The 17,750-nt window shown below is 65.3% G+C and carries 8 protein-coding genes; 2 read left to right on the forward strand and 6 right to left on the reverse strand.

The annotated features are described in order from the left end of the window. Positions 1-56 precede the first annotated feature (56 nt). A complete protein-coding gene (locus tag FG91_RS17035; protein WP_037517395.1) occupies positions 57-2,150 on the forward strand; it encodes a RelA/SpoT family protein in 2,094 nt (697 codons plus the stop codon). Between the two features lie 80 nt (positions 2,151-2,230). Here the strand turns inward: FG91_RS17035 and FG91_RS17040 are convergent, their stop codons facing one another. Genes FG91_RS17040 through gdhA form a run of 5 tightly spaced genes read right to left on the reverse strand, consistent with a single transcriptional unit; the run spans position 2,231 to position 13,274 of the window. After that, positions 2,231-6,517, reverse strand: coding sequence for an LVIVD (locus tag FG91_RS17040; RefSeq protein ID WP_037517397.1), 4,287 nt, complete (start codon positions 6,515-6,517; stop codon positions 2,231-2,233). Between the two features lie 5 nt (positions 6,518-6,522). Then, positions 6,523-8,454: a hypothetical protein gene (locus FG91_RS17045; RefSeq protein ID WP_037517234.1), complete on the reverse strand. Its 1,932-nt coding sequence runs from the start codon at positions 8,452-8,454 to the stop codon at positions 6,523-6,525. Positions 8,455-8,457: 3 nt separating this feature from the next. Then, positions 8,458-10,431 carry a heme-binding protein gene (locus FG91_RS17050; RefSeq protein WP_037517236.1) on the reverse strand — a complete coding sequence of 658 codons (1,974 nt, stop codon included), beginning with the start codon at positions 10,429-10,431 and terminating at the stop codon, positions 8,458-8,460. 4 nt (positions 10,432-10,435) lie between these two features. After that, positions 10,436-11,869: a multiheme c-type cytochrome gene (locus FG91_RS17055; RefSeq protein WP_037517239.1), complete on the reverse strand. Its 1,434-nt coding sequence runs from the start codon at positions 11,867-11,869 to the stop codon at positions 10,436-10,438. A gap of 49 nt (positions 11,870-11,918) precedes the next feature. Further along, on the reverse strand, positions 11,919-13,274 hold the full coding sequence (gene gdhA, locus FG91_RS17060) for an NADP-specific glutamate dehydrogenase (protein WP_037517242.1): 1,356 nt from the start codon (positions 13,272-13,274) through the stop codon (positions 11,919-11,921). A 158-nt stretch (positions 13,275-13,432) separates the two neighbouring features. On the opposite strand from gdhA, the gene FG91_RS17065 reads away from it, so the two are divergent. Continuing rightward, complete coding sequence (locus FG91_RS17065; protein ID WP_037517399.1) at positions 13,433-14,371, forward strand: tetratricopeptide repeat protein; 939 nt, start codon at positions 13,433-13,435, stop codon at positions 14,369-14,371. Between the two features lie 214 nt (positions 14,372-14,585). Here the strand turns inward: FG91_RS17065 and putA are convergent, their stop codons facing one another. Further along, complete coding sequence (gene putA / locus FG91_RS17070; RefSeq protein ID WP_200878481.1) at positions 14,586-17,681, reverse strand: bifunctional proline dehydrogenase/L-glutamate gamma-semialdehyde dehydrogenase PutA; 3,096 nt, start codon at positions 17,679-17,681, stop codon at positions 14,586-14,588. Positions 17,682-17,750: the final 69 nt, after the last annotated feature.

The raw sequence follows: 17,750 nt of genomic DNA on the forward strand, positions 1-17,750 counted from the left end.
TCCACGCAAGCAAATTTCGCATTGCAATATTGCCTGCATGAACGACATTGGTCGCGATGCTGAGGCAATATGAACTTGTCGAGCGCGTGCGCGCTTATGATCCCGACGTCGACGAGGCGCTGCTCAATCGCGCCTATGTGTTTACCGTCCAGAAGCACGGCAGCCAGAAACGCGCGTCGGGCGATCCCTATTTCAGCCATCCGGTCGAGGTCGCGGGCATTTTGACCGACCTCCATCTCGACGCCGAGACGATCGTCACCGCGCTGCTCCACGACACGCTCGAAGATACGCTGACGACGCCCGAGGAGATCGAACGCCTGTTCGGCAGCGACGTCGGCCGACTCGTCGACGGTGTCACCAAGCTCAGCAAGATCGAGGCGCAGACCGAGAATGAGCGCGCCGCCGAGAATCTCCGCAAATTCCTGCTCGCGATGTCCGACGATATTCGCGTGCTGCTGGTCAAGCTCGCCGACCGGCTGCACAATATGCGGACGCTGCATTTCATCAAGAATCCCGAGAAGCGCCGCCGCATCGCCAAGGAGACGATGGATATCTATGCCCCGCTCGCCGAGCGGATCGGCATGTATGAATATATGCGCGAGATGCAGCTGCTCGCGTTCAGCGAGCTCGAGCCCGAAGCCTATGCGACGATCACCGGGCGCCTCGCCAAGCTGACCGCGGGCGGCAAGGACAAGGTCGCGGCGATCAGCCGCGAATTCAAGGAGCTGCTCGCGAAGAACGGGATCGAGGCCGAGGTGTCGGGGCGCGAGAAGCACCCCTATTCGATCTGGCGCAAGATGCAGGAACGGCATGTCAGCTTCGAACAGGTAACCGACATTATCGCGTTCCGCATCATCACCCCGACCGACGCCGATTGCTACGCCGCGCTGGGGCTGATCCATCGCAAGTGGAAAATGGTGCCAGGCCGGTTCAAGGATTATATCTCGACGCCGAAACGCAACGGCTACAAATCGCTGCACACGACGATCATGCACCAGCAGAATATGCGGATCGAAATCCAGCTTCGTAGCCTCGGCATGCACCAGCAGTCCGAATTCGGCTTCGCCGCGCACTGGGCGTATAAACAGGGCGGTGCCGTTCCCGACGGACAGGCGGGGTGGATCCGCGACCTGATCGAAATCCTCGAACAGACGCACGATCCCGAAGAGTTCCTCGAAAACACGCGCATCGCGATGTATCAGGACCGCATCTTCGCTTTCACGCCGAAGGGCAGCCTGCACCAGCTACCCAAGGGCGCGACGCCGGTCGATTTCGCCTATGCGGTTCACACCGGGCTCGGCGACCGCACCGTCGGCGCGAAGGTCAACGGCCGGCTGGTGCCGCTCCGCACGCAGCTCAACAATGGCGATACGGTCGAGATTCTCTCGTCCGACAAGCAGACGCCGCAGCCCGCGTGGCTGGGCTTCGCGGTCACCGGCAAGGCGCGCGCGGCGATCCGCCGCCATGTGCGGTCGAAGGAAAAGGTCGAACTCGCGGCGCTCGGCCGCAAGATGTACGACGAGATCGCGCTCCGCCTGCCGAACAAGGTCGGCGACAAGGCGCGAATCGCGGCGCGCGAGCGGCTGAAGCTCGACGACGACACCGCGCTCTATGTCGCGATCGCCAAGCAGCGGATCACCGACAATGCGCTGCTCGAAGCGCTCGTCCCCGGCATCACCGCCGAGATGAAGACCAAGCCGGGCAAACTCGTGCAAGGCGCGGCGGTGTCGATCGCCGGGCTGACCCCGGGTGTCGCCTATCAGCTTGCCGATTGCTGCCACCCCGTCCCGGGCGACCGCATCGTCGGCCTGTCGCGCCCCGGCGAGGGGATCGAGGTGCACGTCATCGACTGCCCCCGCCTTGCCGACGGGATCGACGCCGACTGGATCGACCTTCGGTGGCAGGAAGACAGCGAGGGCGGCAATGCGCGGCTGTGCATCGTCATCCTCAACGAACCCGGCACGCTCGCCGAAATGTCGGGCATCCTCGCCGCGAATATGGCGAACATCACCAATTTGCGCCTGTCGAACCGCGAAGGCGGTTTCCACACCTATGACGTCGTCGTCGAGGTGCGCGATGTGCAGCATGTGATGCGCATCCTGTCGGCGCTGCGCGCGTCGGACACGGTGGTGCAGGCCGAGCGGCAATAACCGTCATCCCAGCGAAAGCTGGGATCGCTGGCGCATTTCAAAACGATAGCGGTCCCAGCTGTCGCTGGGACGACGATTCATCAGTTCGCGTAGACCAGCGGCGGCCGCCAGGCATTCTGGTCGACCTCGTCGCTGACCTTGTAGACCATGCCCCCGCTGTTCAGGAACAGCTTCTCCATCTCGGGCCGCGTGAACGGCCGCGATCCGACACGCCCGAACACTGCCATCTGCCCGCCGGTCTCGTCGACCGCGCGGTCGCGGTCGAGCCCCTTCGACAGCGCGAGCGCGGGTGACGGTGTCTTCGCCCACGCGATCAGTTCGGGAGTCGGCTTGGGCGAGAAGCCATAGAGGCCCGGATTGTCGGGGCTGGTCAGCTGCAGCACCTTGATGCCGTTCCGCCCGTCGGCGACGTAACCGAACAGCGACGCATTGGTCGATGCGACGATGACGTCCTCGGCATCATTGAGCGCGCCGCCGAACGTCAGCCCCGGCCACACAATCGGCGCCGCGGGGCGCGTCACATCGACGATCACAAGGCCGTCCGCCTTAGCCGCGACATACATATAGGTGCGCGCGAGATAGATTTTCCGCGCGTTCGCCAGCCGTACCGTGCCCGACGGCACCGCGACCGGCTGCGCGAGGTTGGTGACGTCGAACAGCTTCACCCCTTCGGCATCGGTAACCCAGAGGTAACGGAACTGCACCGCGCTCGCGCGCGCATCGGTCAGCGGCAGCTGCGCGGTGACCTTGGGCTGGAGCGGGGTCGAGAGGTCGAGCACGACGAGCCCCGCGTCGGTGGTGACATAGGCGATGCTGCCCGCCAGCGTCACATGCCGCGCGCCCGCCAGCACATTGCCCTCGTTCCACGTCAACGCGCGCTTGAACTTGTTATTGCGGAATTCAGCGTCGGCCAATGTGTCGATGTCGACCAGAACCAACCCTTCGACGCTGTCGGTGATCACCGCGTAACGGTAGATATCGTGCATCACCTGTTCGTGGTTCTCGGGGAAATTCTTTACGATATTCTCGTTGCGCGACACGCTGACCGGCTGCGTCGTCGCAATCGCCATACAGGTCGCATTCTTCGTCTTCACATGCGTGTCCTGCCCGAGCGCCGAGAAGGGCGCGCGGATGATGCGTTCGGAGAAGCCCTTGTTGCCGATCGACGCGACGTCATAGACGCGGAAGCCGCCCCTGCCCTCGGCGACGAACATATATTCGCCACGCTGTTGCAGGCAGTTCACGCGGCCGCTCGTCCCCTGGACGATATTGGCGAATTCCTCGAGCGCATGCGTCTCGCCAGACAGTTTCTTGTCGAAGATCTTGCCGCGCACCCAATTCTTCAGCTCGCGGCCATTCTGTTCGACGTGCAGCTTCCAATAGTCGGGGTAGGCATATTTCTGCAGATAGCTGCCGATCACCGCCTGCGGTTCGTCCCATTCGGTGACGCGCGTCGCCTGGAAGCTGTTTTCCTGACCCGACCAGACGTTCAGACCGACGAAATTGACGAAATTGGTGCCGAGCAAATTGAGCTGCGCCATGATCGCATTATTGTCATCGGCGGCCGACAGATGGCAGTCGCTGCACTGCTTCGTTTCGGAACGCCGCACCGTATGCGGAAAATGCGGCGCAAAGGCCTGGCTCGAATAGCCCGCCGACGAGATCGGCGGCTGCTGCACATAGATGCGCTCGCGGTTGATGTTGGTCGACGACAGGACGAGCGCCGAGGTCGAGCGCACCGGGGTGATGATCCCGCGCGCTTCGCCATTCGGGCCCGGCTCGCCGGGCTTGGTGAGCTGGTGGCGGCCGAGCTGGAACATCTCGTCGCGCGCCACCTGCGGGTTGTACGTCGCGAAGTTGCGCGTCTCCTCACCCTCGAAATGGTGCATCTTGGTCTTCCAGTTCGCCTCGATCGGCAAATGACAGCCGCCGCAACTCGTCGTCCACGACAGGTGGCAGGTAAAGCAGGTCATCTTGTCGTCGCCGTGCGCGCGATCTTCCTTCGCGATCCCCGGCCCCCATTCGAACTTGCCGTCCTCCGACCCGCTGCGCGCCATCAGCTTGGCGCGCGCCGCCTTCGCGTTGAAGTGCGGCCCCGGGGTCACCGCCTGCTTGACCAGGCTGACCTGCCATTCGAGCTTCGGATCGACGATCGAGCGCTGGATCAGGCCAATGACTTCGGCATCGTCATTATACTGGAATTCGAAGCGCCGGCGCCCGTCGGGATTGCGGAGCAGCGCCAGATTATTGCCCTGCGGCCGCGCCGCGACGTTCGAGGTGAGCAGGTTAGGGAAGGCGTCGGCGGTGCCGTGGCAATCCTTGCAGCTGATCTCGACCGCGTTCGCGACCTCGCCCTGGATATAGCCGTTGCCGTGGCTGTCCTGCGCGAAGTGGCAGTCGGCGCATTGCATGCCCTTTTCGGCATGGATGTCCATCATATGGACCGCCTTGCCGGGGTTCAGCCCGGGCGGCACGAACTTGCCCTCTATCCCCGGACGCCCCGGATCGGCGCTCGTCAGGCAGAGGTCGCGTTCTTTCGGATCGGTATAATGGCTGCAGCTTTTGCGCCACTTCTCGGGATCCTTCGGATCGATGATGTTGGCGGTGTCGGTGCCATAGGTCGCCATATTGCCGTCGGCGGTCAGCAGATTGCCGCTCCGGTCGCGCTTGAAGATGCCGCGGAAGTTCCAGCCATGGCCGTGATAGTCGGCGAACTGCGTATCCTTGTTGCTGTCGTTGACGTCATAGACGTCGCGCAGGAATTCGACGTCGGCCCACAGCCCGCGCGTCGCCGCACCCTCGGGATTGCGTTCGAGCACCTGATGGACCTCGGCGGCGGTCGGATAGCGCTGCTGCTTATATTTCTTCCGATACTCCTCGTCGCTCATCCCGGGCGGACGCGGCGCCGTGTTGTCCGGCCCCGGCCACATCTGCGGCGCGTCCGATTCATAATCCCACATCGTGTAGCCGAGGTAAGAATTCAGGAAGATGTTCGGCTGGTGCATGTGGCACGACATGCACTGCGAGGTCGGGATCGCGCGGGTGAAGGCGTGGCTGATCGGGTGGCCCGATTCGCCGCGCGCCGGCGATCCGGGGCGTGCCGGAACGTCGGGATCGGCGGGGTCGATCAGCGCGCCGTGACCGCCACCGGCCTGATGGCCATCCCCGGCGCCATGCGCATCGCCGCCGTGCCCGCTCTCGGGCTTCCATTTCTTCTCCGCAATCGTCGGATCGACCGTCGCCGTCTCGCCATCGCGGCCGAACTTGGCATAGGTCAGGCTGTGCCGCGGCTCGCGGTCGTTGGCGTAGATGACGTGACAGCCCGAGCAGCCCGAATGGCGATAGTCGCCGGGCTGGTCGTTCGTCCCCATGAACCACGACAGCGGGTCGTTGAGGCGCGTCTTGTGGATGTTGAGCACGGGGATCGAGACACGCAGCCCGGTGCCGGGCCCGCGGTTCGATTGCTTGAGGTCGGGACGCCCCGGCTCCTCGAGCCGCTGGATGCTGCCCGTCGGATTGGGCAGGCCGATTTCGGGGAATTGCGTGTTGATGTTGCGCCCGCCGCGCTCGAAGACGCGGAAGACGTCGCCCGGCGGCAGTACGCTCCAGCGCGGCAGCGGGTACATTTTCGCGAGCGCGCCGCGCTTTTTCTCTTCGTCGGTCAATATCTTGTCGAAACCGAAGCCTGGCTTGCACGCTTCCTTATACTCCTCGGCGGTCAGCCGCGACGAGGGCGACAGGATGCACGCGGCTTCGCCGGTGCGCGTATAGGCTTCGCCGAAGATGTAGTTCTTATACGGCACGATGCCGTTGTTATACGCCGCGCCGCCCCACAACATCGCGCCGGTCGACATCATCGACCGCTCGGTCGCCTCGATCACCTCGAGGTGACAGGCGCCGCATGCTTCGCGCGCGACGCGGTAGTCGCTCGGGTTCACGAAGCGGATGAATTCGGGCGATTCCTTGTTGAGCAACGTATAGCTGCGCTCGGGGTTCGCCGAGCTGTCGTGCCAGGCGCCGGGCAAGGTCGGCTGCGGATGCGCGAGCTTCATCACTGCCTTGTTCGTCGGATGCTGGTAGCCGAGGCTGGGCGTGCCGCGCTGGCTCGCATCGCCGCCATGGCAGTCGGTGCAGCCGAGCTTCACCGCGGGGGTCGCGTGCATCGACGGCTGGTCGGTGCGCGTGTGGCAGCTGTAGCAGCCTTCCGACTTCGCACTGACATCGGCGTCGCTCTGCTCGCGCGGTGCCGGCGGGGTGAAGCGATATTCGATCTTGAGCGGCTTCTCTTCCTCGGCCGCGCGCACGACGCTCGCGCCAAAGGCGGCGCACATCGTCACGAAAGCGAGCAGGGCGAAGAGTTTGCGCATCAGCATCAGAAACTCAAAATCACATTGGCGAGGATGGAGACGTAAGCGTCATTCTTCTGCTTGTTGTCGAACAGGTCCTTGAACCCCTTGCCGGGTAGCAACACCGCACCGCTGAGGCGCCCGACGATATTCTGCGTCGCCTTTGGCCGCCAGATCGTCGCGACCGACAGGTCGAAGCCGATGTCCTTGGGGATCGAGCCTTCGGTGCGCAGCGCCTGCAGGCTCGACGTGTTCTCGAACCACAGATGGTTGAAATTGGTGCTGACGCGAAATTCGGGGGTCAGGTCGAAATCGGCGCCCGCGCCGATGAAGACGGTGCCGGGGTTGTTGAAATTCGACTGCCCCTCCTCCTTCGACGAGCGCAGCGAATTCAGGATACCGTTGCGGCCGCTGATCGCGATGACGCGCCCGCCGCCCGCGAAGGGGATCGTCTGACGGATCCAGTAGCTGGTATCGGCGCCGCCGAAGATCGGATTCTCGAAGATCGCGTCGAACCCGCCCTCGGTCTTGTTATACGGGTCTCCGTCGCCTGTCGCGTAGAGCCCCGACAGGCGGAAGCGCATCCAGTCGTGGTCATAGCTGAGCTCGACCGCGCCGAAGCCCGCGCGAATTTCGGCGGGCTTGCTCGTGAAGAAGCTGTTCCGGTCCTCGCCCAGCGCGGCATAGAAGCTCGCGGTGACGTTGATCCGGCCGATCCGCCCGTCGGCGCTGTAGCCCAGGTAAACGACGTCATATTCGCGCCCGCGCAGATCGCCGAGCAGCGCGGGGCGCACCGGAAAACCGTTGTGGTCGATCTGCACGTCATTCTTTTCGCGGTTCATATTGTACGTCACGCTGACCTGACTGGTCAGCCCGACGACCGGGAAATCCTGCCGATAAAGATTGCCGGTGAAGATGAAATCGCTGCGCGGGGTCTGCGTGATGTCGTTGAGACCCGAGTTGGTGTCCTTTTCGAGCCGCCAGAAGGCCGCGAGATTATACTGGAAGCGGTTGTTGTCGCGATTGCCGAACAGCCGGATGCCAAGCTGGCTGTCGTTGAACAGAAAACCGCGAAAATCGCTCTGGAACGGCTGGATGCCAAGCCGGATCGAATAGAAATCATAGCGGTCGGACGTGTTGCCGAGATGCTTGTCGACGAACAGTTCCTGCACGCCGAGGAAGCTGTCATAGCGATGGCTCGCTTTCGACGGGCGCACGTCGAGCACGCGCCGTTCGGGCACGTCGACATAATTGGCCTGATAGGCGAGCGTGACGCGATATTCGATGTCGGGCGGCTTGAACGCGGTCGAACCCTTGATCAGCGCCGCGCCCGCGATGAAGGTCTGCGCGAAGACAAAGCTGCGATCCTTGCCGAACACGTCGAGGCTGCCCGGCCGCTCGGTCGTCTGGACGCCGACGGGGATCGGGAAGGTGCGCGGTTCGAACACCGTGTCGGACACCGCATTGGCGACGATGAACCAGTCGTCACCCTTGATCGGCAGCCACTTGACCTTGCTGCGGTCGATCGCACGGTCGCCCTTGTAGGTATTCTGGTTATAAGGATCGAACCAGCGTTCCTTGACCACGCCAAGCGTTTCGATGAGGCGCCAGCGGTCCGGAACGGGCAGCTGGTCCTCCATCCCAGGGAATGCCTGCGGCGGCGGCGGACGCAGCGCGCCGACATTGTCCTGACTCAGCGCGTCGGGAAGGTCGGGACGATAACCGGGGCGGCGGCGACCCTCGATGATGTCGGTGACGAGGTCGTCCTTGACCATCTGCTGCCAGTCGACCGGTGGCGGCGGCGGGATCAGTTCTTCGGCGGGCTGCCCGGCGGGCGCCGCATCACCCGCGACCGGCGGCCCCTCGGGCGCGGGCGGCGGCGGCGTGACATCGCCCCCCGGCGCGCCCTGCGCCGCGAGTGTCGCGATGATCGGCCAAAGGCTGCCCCCCGTCATCATCGCCTATAGCCCGTTGCAGACATTTTGCTGCGCGGTGTCGAGGAACGGGGCGAAGGGGCAGCTGATATAGCGCAGGCGCACCCCGGCGCCGACATTCACGACAACCGTATCCGAACGGATCGCGGCGGGCGCATTGCCGATGCCGCCGACGCGCGCGCCGCCATTATGCGCACCGAGGAAGCTGATCATGTCGTCCTGATCGATGCCGTCGCCCGACACCCCGATCGCGCCAACGAGCTGGTTTCCGCGATAGATGGGAACCGAACCGGGGAAGATCTGGATGCCGTTCTGCAGCCGGTTCTGCCCCGCCGTGACGTCGGGCAAGGTCGTGCAGCGCGCCGGGGTATCGGTCGGGCTGGCGCCCGAAACGAAGCCGAGGTGCGCGCCGAGATTGCCGATGATCAGCGCCGATTGCAGCCCCGTCGAGAAAGGATTGAATTGCGCGATCGGACGCGACAGCGGGCCTTGCGGCCGGCCGACCTCGCCATCGGGGAAATAGGGCCGCGCGAGGTTACCGACCGCACGGTCAGCGTAAGCGATATTGCCGGTGAGCGCCGCGGGGCTGTTCAGGAAGGCTCGCGTCGCGGCGACGAACTGACGCACGTCGGCGCTGGCGTTGGCGCCGAGTTCGGTTCCCGCTTGGGTGCCCGAGAAAAAAGCTGCGGTGCGCGCTTTTTGCAAGGACACGTCGGTGCCGAAGATCGGGGCGTCGGGCGAGCGCACGATGCCGAGCACCGCCCCGTGCGTGTCGACGATGCTGATCGTCACCTGCGCGCGGCTGTCGAGCGGGCGGCGGATCTGCGCGCGCGCGCGGCTCATCACCGTGAAGGCTTCCTCGAGCACCGCGCGCGCCTCCGCCTGCGTCAGCGGCGCACTGTTCGTGGCGCCGTCGGTGCCGGCGCGCAGCGGATAGCGGTTCGCGCCGCTGCCGTTGGTGAGAACGAACGCATCGCGATTCGAAAATTCGGCCGGCGTCGAAGCACGCACGCCCGACGCCTCGCTGCCATAGGCGACCCCCGCGGTCACCGCGGCATTGGCATAGCCGATCACCGCGACAAGATTGCCCGCGGTGCCATTGAGGCTCGCGAAGCTTGCGCTGCCGCTGCTCATCACGCCCGCAAAGGTCGCGTCGGCGAAGCGCAGCGACGTCCCGTCGACGGTGATCTTGTCGGCGGTGATCGTGCTCGGTGCCTCGAACCCGCGCGTGCCCGCGAGCGCGATAAACTCCTCGGGGTCATTGTCCACGTCGCGCGTGTCAGCGTCGCTGCCGTAAACGCCGTCGCCCATCACCCCGACGCCGCCGACGAGCACGCCATTCTTGTAAAGCGGTAACCCGCCCGGGTCGGCAGCAAGGCCGAGCGGCGAGCGTTTGGGGCCGATCAGCGCCGCCGCGCCCGGCGCACCGAAACGCGCCGAGAGGTCGCTGCACGGCAACTGGCTGAACTGCACCCCGAACAACGGCCCGCTTTCAAGCCCGGCCGTAACGCCCGGAGCGGGCGGAAAATGTTCCTGCACGATCTGGCTCGCGGTGCGCGTCGAAAAGGCATTGCCGCCGCTCGAGAGGTACGCGCCGGTCACCGCCTTGGCGATCGCGCCGCCCTCGGCCGGGAAAGTGACATTCTGCGCGTCGATATTCACGCCGTTCGGAGCGGCCGAGGTTGTCGCGATCGCGCGCGCGCCGGTCATGCGGAACACGCCGAGCACATTGCCGACACGGTCGGTCACCGCGATCACCGACGGCAAGCCTCGCGCCTGCGCTTCCGATATAGCCTGTGCGAGCACGCGCTCGACGTCCACCGTGGTCAGCGCCTCGGCGGCGGGCGGCGTATACACCGTGGTCGGCGTGGGAGTGGGGGTCGGCGTGGGCGTCGGGGTCGGCGTGCTCCCGCCGCCTCCACCACCGCCGCACGAGGTGAGCAGCAACGCGCCCATCACAGCGAAGGCGGCCGAACGGAAAAGGTGGGTCTTGCTTCGCATGATCTTACCGCAGCGCCCCGATCGCGCGCACCGCGCTGCCGAACGACGCCTGGAATTCGGAGGGTTTGTAGGCGTTGGGGTCCTTCACCGCCGCATAAGCGCGGTCGATGTCGCCGCGGATGCCCGCCGCCGCACCCACGGTGACGCGGCCCGACGACACCATCGCGTTGAGCAAGGTGTCGACCCCCATCACCGCCTGCTGCGACCCCGAATAGTCGGTGTAGCGATCGCTGATCGCCTTCGCCGAAATCGCATCGACCATCGCAAAGGCGTCGGCACCCGAGAAACTCCGCGAGGCGAACGCACCCTTGAGCGCCGCGACGGTCTGCGAGAGCTGCGCCGCCGCGGCGACCGCGCTTTGCCGGTCGGTCGCCATCGCCTTGTGGAACGCCGCGGTGCGCACCGCGAGTTGGTCGGCGAGCGCGGGCGAGGCCATCCGTGCCGCGGCGGCGAGCATGATCAGATTCTCGTCATTATAGGGCGGCATGCCCTCGGGGATCGAACGGCCCGGATTGTCGAGGCCGGTGCGCACGGGTTTCGCCTGATCGAAGATGCGGCGGTGGCAGCTGTGGCAGTCGAGGAAATAAAATTCAGGGAACATGCCCTCGGTCCCGCGCCGCGTCTGGAACAGCGCGAGGCTGCGCTCGATCGCGGTCGCCTGTCCGACCGCCCACATCTGGACATGATCAGTGCGCCGGTTCGCGGCACCGAACTTGCGCCAGCCATAGTCGGCATCCTCCTGATGATGCGCCTGGAGCGACGAAAAGAGGTCGAGTTCGAAGGCGATGCGCGGATGCCCGGCCGCCATGATGCGGTGCGTGACGAACTGGCCATCGGCGGCCGAACCGAAGTGGCAGTCGACGCACACGCCCGCGCGGACGACCGGATCCTCAAGCTTTTTCAGCCCCGCCGATAGGTTAGCGAGATGTTTCTGGCGCATTTCGCGGTCGGGATCGGCGTTCGTTCCGACGCCCGCATAATGGCTCGCGAGCCAGCCGCCCGCGGGGCCGTGGCACGATTCGCAGCCGACGCCGTCTTCGGCCGGGACCGCGCGTGCGGTTCCCGCCGTGCTGTGGCAACCAAGGCACATCTGCGCCTTCGCGGGGTCACCGATACCGAGGTTGCGCGCGATGAACTGGCTGCGATTGTTGCTGAGCACCGCCCAGGCGCGGCTGTGTGCGCCGCCGGGGGTCGAGGGTTCCTGCCATTTCATCAGCTCGTCCTGGCGGACGACGGTGCCGTCGCCTTCCATCCGGCCGTGGCAGGTCGACCCCGCGCACGAGGCGACGCCAGTGTAACGCACGCCGCTTTCGCCCTGCGAGCGGGCGGGGGGAGCGAAGACGAACGCCGCGATGGCGAGCACCAGCAACATCAGCACGAGGGCAGCAAATGCCGCCCAAGGCCGATCGCCGCGCTCCTTTCCAGCGTGCGTCATCATCCGCAGAACCCCTTTTCCCCAACCCGGCGCTTTTACGCCTTGAGCCGAATTACACCACCCCGAAAGCCAGCATCGCGTCGGCAACCTTCTTGAATCCCGCGATATTGGCGCCCTTCACATAATCGATATAGCCGTCGCCCGCATCGCCATAGGTCAGGCAGCTTTTGTGGATGCCGTCCATGATGTCCTTGAGCATCTGCTGCAACTCACCCTCGCTCCAGGCGCGGCGCCCGCTGTTCTGGCTCATTTCGAGCCCCGACACCGCGACACCGCCGGCGTTTGCCGCCTTGCCCGGCGCGAACATGATCTTCGCGTCCTTGAAGACATGTACACCCTCGAGGTTCGTCGGCATGTTGGCGCCTTCGCTGACCGCGATACAGCCATTCTTGACCAGCGTCCTGGCGTCCTCGCCGAGCAGCTCATTCTGCGTCGCGCACGGCAATGCAACGTCGCACTTCACACCCCACGGCGTCTTGCCCGCCGTGAAGCTTGCCGATTTAAACTCGTCGCAATATTCCTCGATCCGGCCGCGGCGGTGCGTCTTGTGCGCCTTCACCCAGTCGATCTTTTCCTGCGTGATCCCGTCGGGGTCGTGGATGAACCCGCCCGAATCCGAAAGCGTCAGCACCTTGCCGCCGAGCTGGACGATCTTTTCGGCCGCGTGCGTCGCAACATTGCCCGATCCCGAAATCACCGCAGTCTTGCCAACCAGATCCTGCCCCTTCGCCGCGAGCATGTTGGCGAGGAAGTAAACCGCGCCATAGCCCGTCGCCTCGGTGCGGATCAGCGAACCGCCCCATTCGAGGCCCTTGCCGGTCAGCACCCCGGTGAATTCGTTGGTGATCCGCTTATACTGGCCGAACATGAAGCCGATCTCGCGCCCGCCGACGCCGATGTCGCCCGCGGGCACATCGATGTCGGCGCCGATGTGGCGATAAAGTTCGGTCATGAAGCTCTGGCAGAAGCGCATGATCTCGCGCACGCTCTTGCCCTTGGGGTTGAAGTTCGAGCCGCCCTTGCCGCCGCCCATCGGCAGCCCCGTCAGCGCATTCTTGAACGTCTGTTCGAACGCGAGGAATTTCAGCACGCTTTCGGTGACGCTGGGGTGGAAACGGATGCCGCCCTTATAGGGTCCGATCGCATTGTTGTTCTGGACGCGCCAGCCGCGTTGGACGCGGATATTGCCGTTGTCGTCTTCCCAGCACACGCGGAAGGAAACGACCCGGTCGGGTTCGGCGATGCGCCGCAGGATTTGCTGCGCGTGATATTCTTCCTTGTCGGCGATGAAATCGAAGATGTCCTCGGACACCTCCTGCACCGCCTGGACGAACTCGGGCTGACCCGGGTTGCGCTTTTTCACGCCTTCCATGAACGTCGAAAAGTCGACGTGATCCGAAACTGCCATGCACCCCTCCCCTGTGTGACTGGGAAAGTCGGTGCGACCCCTGACGATTTTATCGTTGACCGACCTTGTATGCCAAAGGCTACACCATCGCCAAGCAAAGGCAATATGACGGCGCGCACAGGCGGCATTTTTTCGCCGCGCGCACAATGGGGGCAAAAATGAGCGAGAGCAACAAGATGGCGGGCGGCATGACGCGCACCAACCGGATGATATTGATCGCCGCCTTCATCCTGCTGGCAGCCGCGATCGGCTATGCGATCTGGCGCGATTCCAGCCCCTCGGCGCAGGGTCTCGTAGCGCAGGGCACGGGCGCGCCGTCCGACCAGCTCGCCGAGCTGGAAGCGCGCACGAAGCGCGAGCCGAACAGCGCCGAAGCGTGGACCGCGCTCGGCGCGGCGCGATTCGACATGAGCGATTTCGCAGGTGCGGCCGGGGCGTATGAGAAAGCGGTCGCGCTTTCGCCCGATTCGGCGGGCCTCTGGTCGGCGCTGGGCGAGGCGCGGGTGATGGGAAGCGACAGCGACCCGATGCCCGCCGCCGGACTCGAAGCGTTCAACAAAGCGATCGCGCTCGACGCCAAGGATCCGCGTGCGCGCTATTTCCTCGCGGTGAAGAAGGATATCGGCGGCGATCATAAGGGCGCGATCGAAGACTGGTTCGCGCTGCTCGCCGACACGCCGCAGGGGGCGCCATGGGAGGCGGACCTGCGCCGCACGATCGAGCAGGTCGGGCAGATCCACAAGATCGACGTCGCGGCACGGCTCGCGAGCACAGCGGCGCGCCCGCTGACCGCCAACGAAATGCCGGTTGCCGCACGCGCGATTCCGGGGCCGAGCCGCGCCGACATGGAAGCGGCGTCGCAGCTCCCCAAGGGCCAGCAGGATCAGATGATCCAAGGCATGGTGAGCGGGCTCGAAGCGAAGCTCAAGGCCAACCCCGCCGACGTCGACCGCTGGATCATGCTGATGCGCAGCCGCATGACGCTCGGCGAAACCGCAAAGGCCGCGCAGGCGCTAAAGGACGGGATAGCAGCGAACCCGGCGGCGGCGGGACGGTTGAAGGCGCAGGCGCAGCTGCTCGGCGTACCGGGTACGTAAAATTACCCATTGGCGCGCGCGCGGCGAAGCGGTACGCCGTCATCGCTGCGGGGGGCAACCATAAGACTAAGGGTCGCCGCGGCTTTTTTGCCGCGAGACGATTTCGGACGTATTTGCCCGGGACAGTTGTCCACTCTGTATCGGGCCTCGTGGTCGCAAGTGGCCGGCCGATGCGCAGCTCGCCGAAGCTACCGCACATCAGCCGGCGCAGAATCTAACCCGCCATCAACGCCGCATTGCCGCCCGCCGCGGTGATGTCGGTGCTGATCGACTTTTCCTCGGCAAAGCGGTGCAGATAGTGCGGGCCGCCCGCCTTCGGGCCGGTGCCCGACAGGCCGCGCCCGCCGAATGGCTGCGACCCGACGATCGCGCCGATCTGGTTGCGGTTCACATAGACGTTACCGACCTGCGCGCGCGCCGCGATATGCGCCGCCACGCCGTCAATGCGCGTGTGGACGCCCAATGTCAGCCCGTAGCCCGAGGCGTTGATCGCATCGATAAGCGCATCGAGCTCGCCGCCCTTCCACGTCGCGACGTGGAGCACGGGCCCGAAAATCTCGCGCTTCAAATCGGTGACATGGTCGATCCGGATCGCCACCGGCGGCACGAAATGGCCATCTGCCGGCAGATTCGTCCGCCCGGCTTCGGCGATCACGCGGCCTGCTGCCCGCGCTTCGGTGACATAGGCGGCGATGTTCGCACGCGCCTCGTCATCGATGATCGGGCCCACATCGGTCGCGAGGATCGACGGGTCGCCGATATTGAGTTCGGCCATTGCACCCGCGACCATCTCGATCATCGTATCGGCAACATCTTCCTGCACGCAGAGCAGGCGCAGCGCCGAGCAGCGCTGCCCCGCCGACTGGAAGGCCGAGGCGACGGCATCGCGCGCGACCTGTTCGGGCAGCGCGGTCGAATCAACGATCATCGCATTGGCGCCGCCGGTCTCGGCAATCAGCGTCGCGATGGGGCCGTTGCGCCCGGCGAGGCTGCGGTTGATCATCCGCGCGACCTCGGTCGAGCCGGTGAAGGCGACGCCGATGATCTCGTTGTTGCTGGTCAGCGCCGCGCCGACGGTTTCGCCGCGGCCGGGGAGGTAATGGAGCACGTCGCCGGGGATGCCGGCCTCGAGCAACAGTTCGACCGCGGCGTGCGCGATCAGCGGGGTCTGCTCGGCGGGTTTCGCGAGCACGCTGTTGCCCGCCGCGAGCGCCGCCGACACTTGCCCCAGGAAGATGGCGAGCGGGAAATTCCACGGGCTGATGCACACGAACACGCCCTTGCCTTCGAGCATCAGCTCGTTGCGCTCGCCCGTCGGGCCGGGCAGCGCCACCGGATAGGTGAAGTCGGCGCGCGCTTGGCCCGCATAATAGCGGAGGAAATCGACCGCTTCGCGGACTTCGGCGACCGCGTCGACGAGCGTCTTGCCCGCCTCGTCGATCGCAAGGCCGAGAAAGAGCGCGTCATGCTCTTCGAGCAGGTCGGCGGCGCGTTCAAGCCGTTCGGCGCGGAATGCACCGCCCGCGAGGCTCCAGTCGCTCTGCGCCTTGCGCGCCGCGGCGACGGCATCGGCGACCGTCGCGGCGTCGGCCTCGATCACCTGTCCGACGACCGCGCCCGTCGCGGGATTGCGCACCGCTTCGGCTTTGCCTTTTCGCGAAACGCCGCCAACGATCGGCGCCGCGACAAGGTCGCCCCGCCGCGCCGCACCGATCGCCGAAATGAGCGCCTCGGGCACGCCGGGGTCGCCAAGGTCATAGCCGCGCGAGTTGCGGCGAACAGGATCGAAGAGGCCAAGGCCGGTCGCGATGTTCGACGACGCCGCGCTCGCAACGCTGCGCGGATCGACCGCAAGCTGCTCGGCGGTCACGCCGGGATCGGAGAATTGATGCACGAAGCTCGAGTTCGCGCCATTTTCGAGCAGGCGGCGGACGAGATAGGCGAGCAGGTCGCGGTGCGTGCCCACCGGCGCATAGACGCGCACCGGGCGCGGCGGCGGGAACAGCGCGACGAGCGCATCGTGCGCACCCTCGCCCATGCCGTGGAGCCGCTGCAACTCGTAATCGGCGCCCGTGAACAGCTCGGACACATAGGCTAGCGTCATCGCATTGTGGCTCGCGAACGCCGGATAGATGCAATCCTGACAATCGCGGAGCAACTGCGCACAGCGCATGTAATTGAGGTCGGTGTGCAGCTTTGCCGTGAACACCGGGAAATCGCCGAGGCCGAGCGTCTGCGCGCGTTTGATCTCGGTATCCCAATAGGCACCCTTGACGAGACGCATCGACAGCTTGACCCCGCGCGTCCGTGCGCGGTTGGCGAGCCAGTCGATCACCGCGGGCGCGCGCTTCTGATACGCCTGAATCACGATGCCGAGCCCGGTCCAGCCGTCGGCGACCCCCGCGTCGATCAACGCCGCGAACACGTCCATATGCGGTTCCAGCCGGTCGCTTTCCTCGGCGTCGATCATCAGCGGGATGTTCACCGCGCGCGCCGCCTTGGCGAGTTCGATCACTTGCGGCACCAGTTCGCCGATCACGCGCGCGTGCTGGAGATATTCGTAGCGCGGGTGAAGCGCCGAGAGCTTGATCGAGATGCCATGGTTGGCGTGCGGATCGCCCGGCTTCGCACCCTTGCCGATGCGCGCGATGGCATTGGCGTAGCTCTCATAATAACGCTGCGCATCTTCGGCGGTGCGCGCCGCTTCGCCGAGCATGTCGAAACTCGCGAGTTCGGATTTTTCCTTGTCGGCGCGCTTGACCGCGGCGTCGATCGTCTCGCCCATCACGAACTGCTGGCCGAGCATCTTCATCGCCGCCAGCGCCGCCTGGCGGATCACCGGCTCGCCCGAGCGGCGGACCATCGATTTGAGCAAGGTCAGCGGGTTCGCGCGGCTGCCCATCGCGTCGAGCATCAGTGTCGCCGAGCCCAATGAAAGCCCGCGCGACGAGAGCGCGACGATCAGCGGGCTGTCCTCATCCTCGCCATCCTTCCAGTGGCGCCCGGCGATCTTGTCGCGGATCAGCGCATTGGCGGTCGCATTGTCGGGCACGCGGAGCAGCGCCTCGGCGAGGCACATCAACACGACGCCCTCTTCTGTCGACAGGCGATAACGGTTCATCAACTGCGCGACGAGCGTCTCGCGCTCGCCCTCGGCCTTCGCCTTGCGGATCAGTTCGAGCCCGCGGCGGGTGACCGCCTCGACACTGGCCGATGATGTGGCAAGGGCGCTACGCAGCTCGGCGACGATGTCGGATTCGCTGCGGCGGGCGAGGACGCGGATGGACGCGCGGTCGGGGCTTTGAGTCATGCGGCCTGATACCATATTGCCTGCCGTCGATCCGACTTGTTTTTGCGCAAATCATATATGAATTGACCG

Source organism: Sphingopyxis sp. LC81 (genome assembly GCF_000756375.1).
Taxonomy (GTDB): Bacteria; Pseudomonadota; Alphaproteobacteria; order Sphingomonadales; family Sphingomonadaceae; genus Sphingopyxis.

Bases quoted from the DNA above. Each gene is read 5' to 3' on its own strand.
- FG91_RS17045 (WP_037517234.1), bottom strand. From the start codon at position 8,454: ATGATGACGGGGGGCAGCCTTTGGCCGATCATCGCGACACTCGCGGCG.
- FG91_RS17065 (WP_037517399.1), top strand. From the start codon at position 13,433: ATGAGCGAGAGCAACAAGATGGCGGGCGGCATGACGCGCACCAACCGG.
- FG91_RS17050 (WP_037517236.1), bottom strand. From the start codon at position 10,431: ATGCGAAGCAAGACCCACCTTTTCCGTTCGGCCGCCTTCGCTGTGATG.
- FG91_RS17035 (WP_037517395.1), top strand. From the start codon at position 57: ATGCTGAGGCAATATGAACTTGTCGAGCGCGTGCGCGCTTATGATCCC.
- gdhA (WP_037517242.1), bottom strand. From the start codon at position 13,274: ATGGCAGTTTCGGATCACGTCGACTTTTCGACGTTCATGGAAGGCGTG.
- putA (WP_200878481.1), bottom strand. From the start codon at position 17,681: ATGACTCAAAGCCCCGACCGCGCGTCCATCCGCGTCCTCGCCCGCCGC.
- FG91_RS17040 (WP_037517397.1), bottom strand. From the start codon at position 6,517: ATGCGCAAACTCTTCGCCCTGCTCGCTTTCGTGACGATGTGCGCCGCC.
- FG91_RS17055 (WP_037517239.1), bottom strand. From the start codon at position 11,869: ATGATGACGCACGCTGGAAAGGAGCGCGGCGATCGGCCTTGGGCGGCA.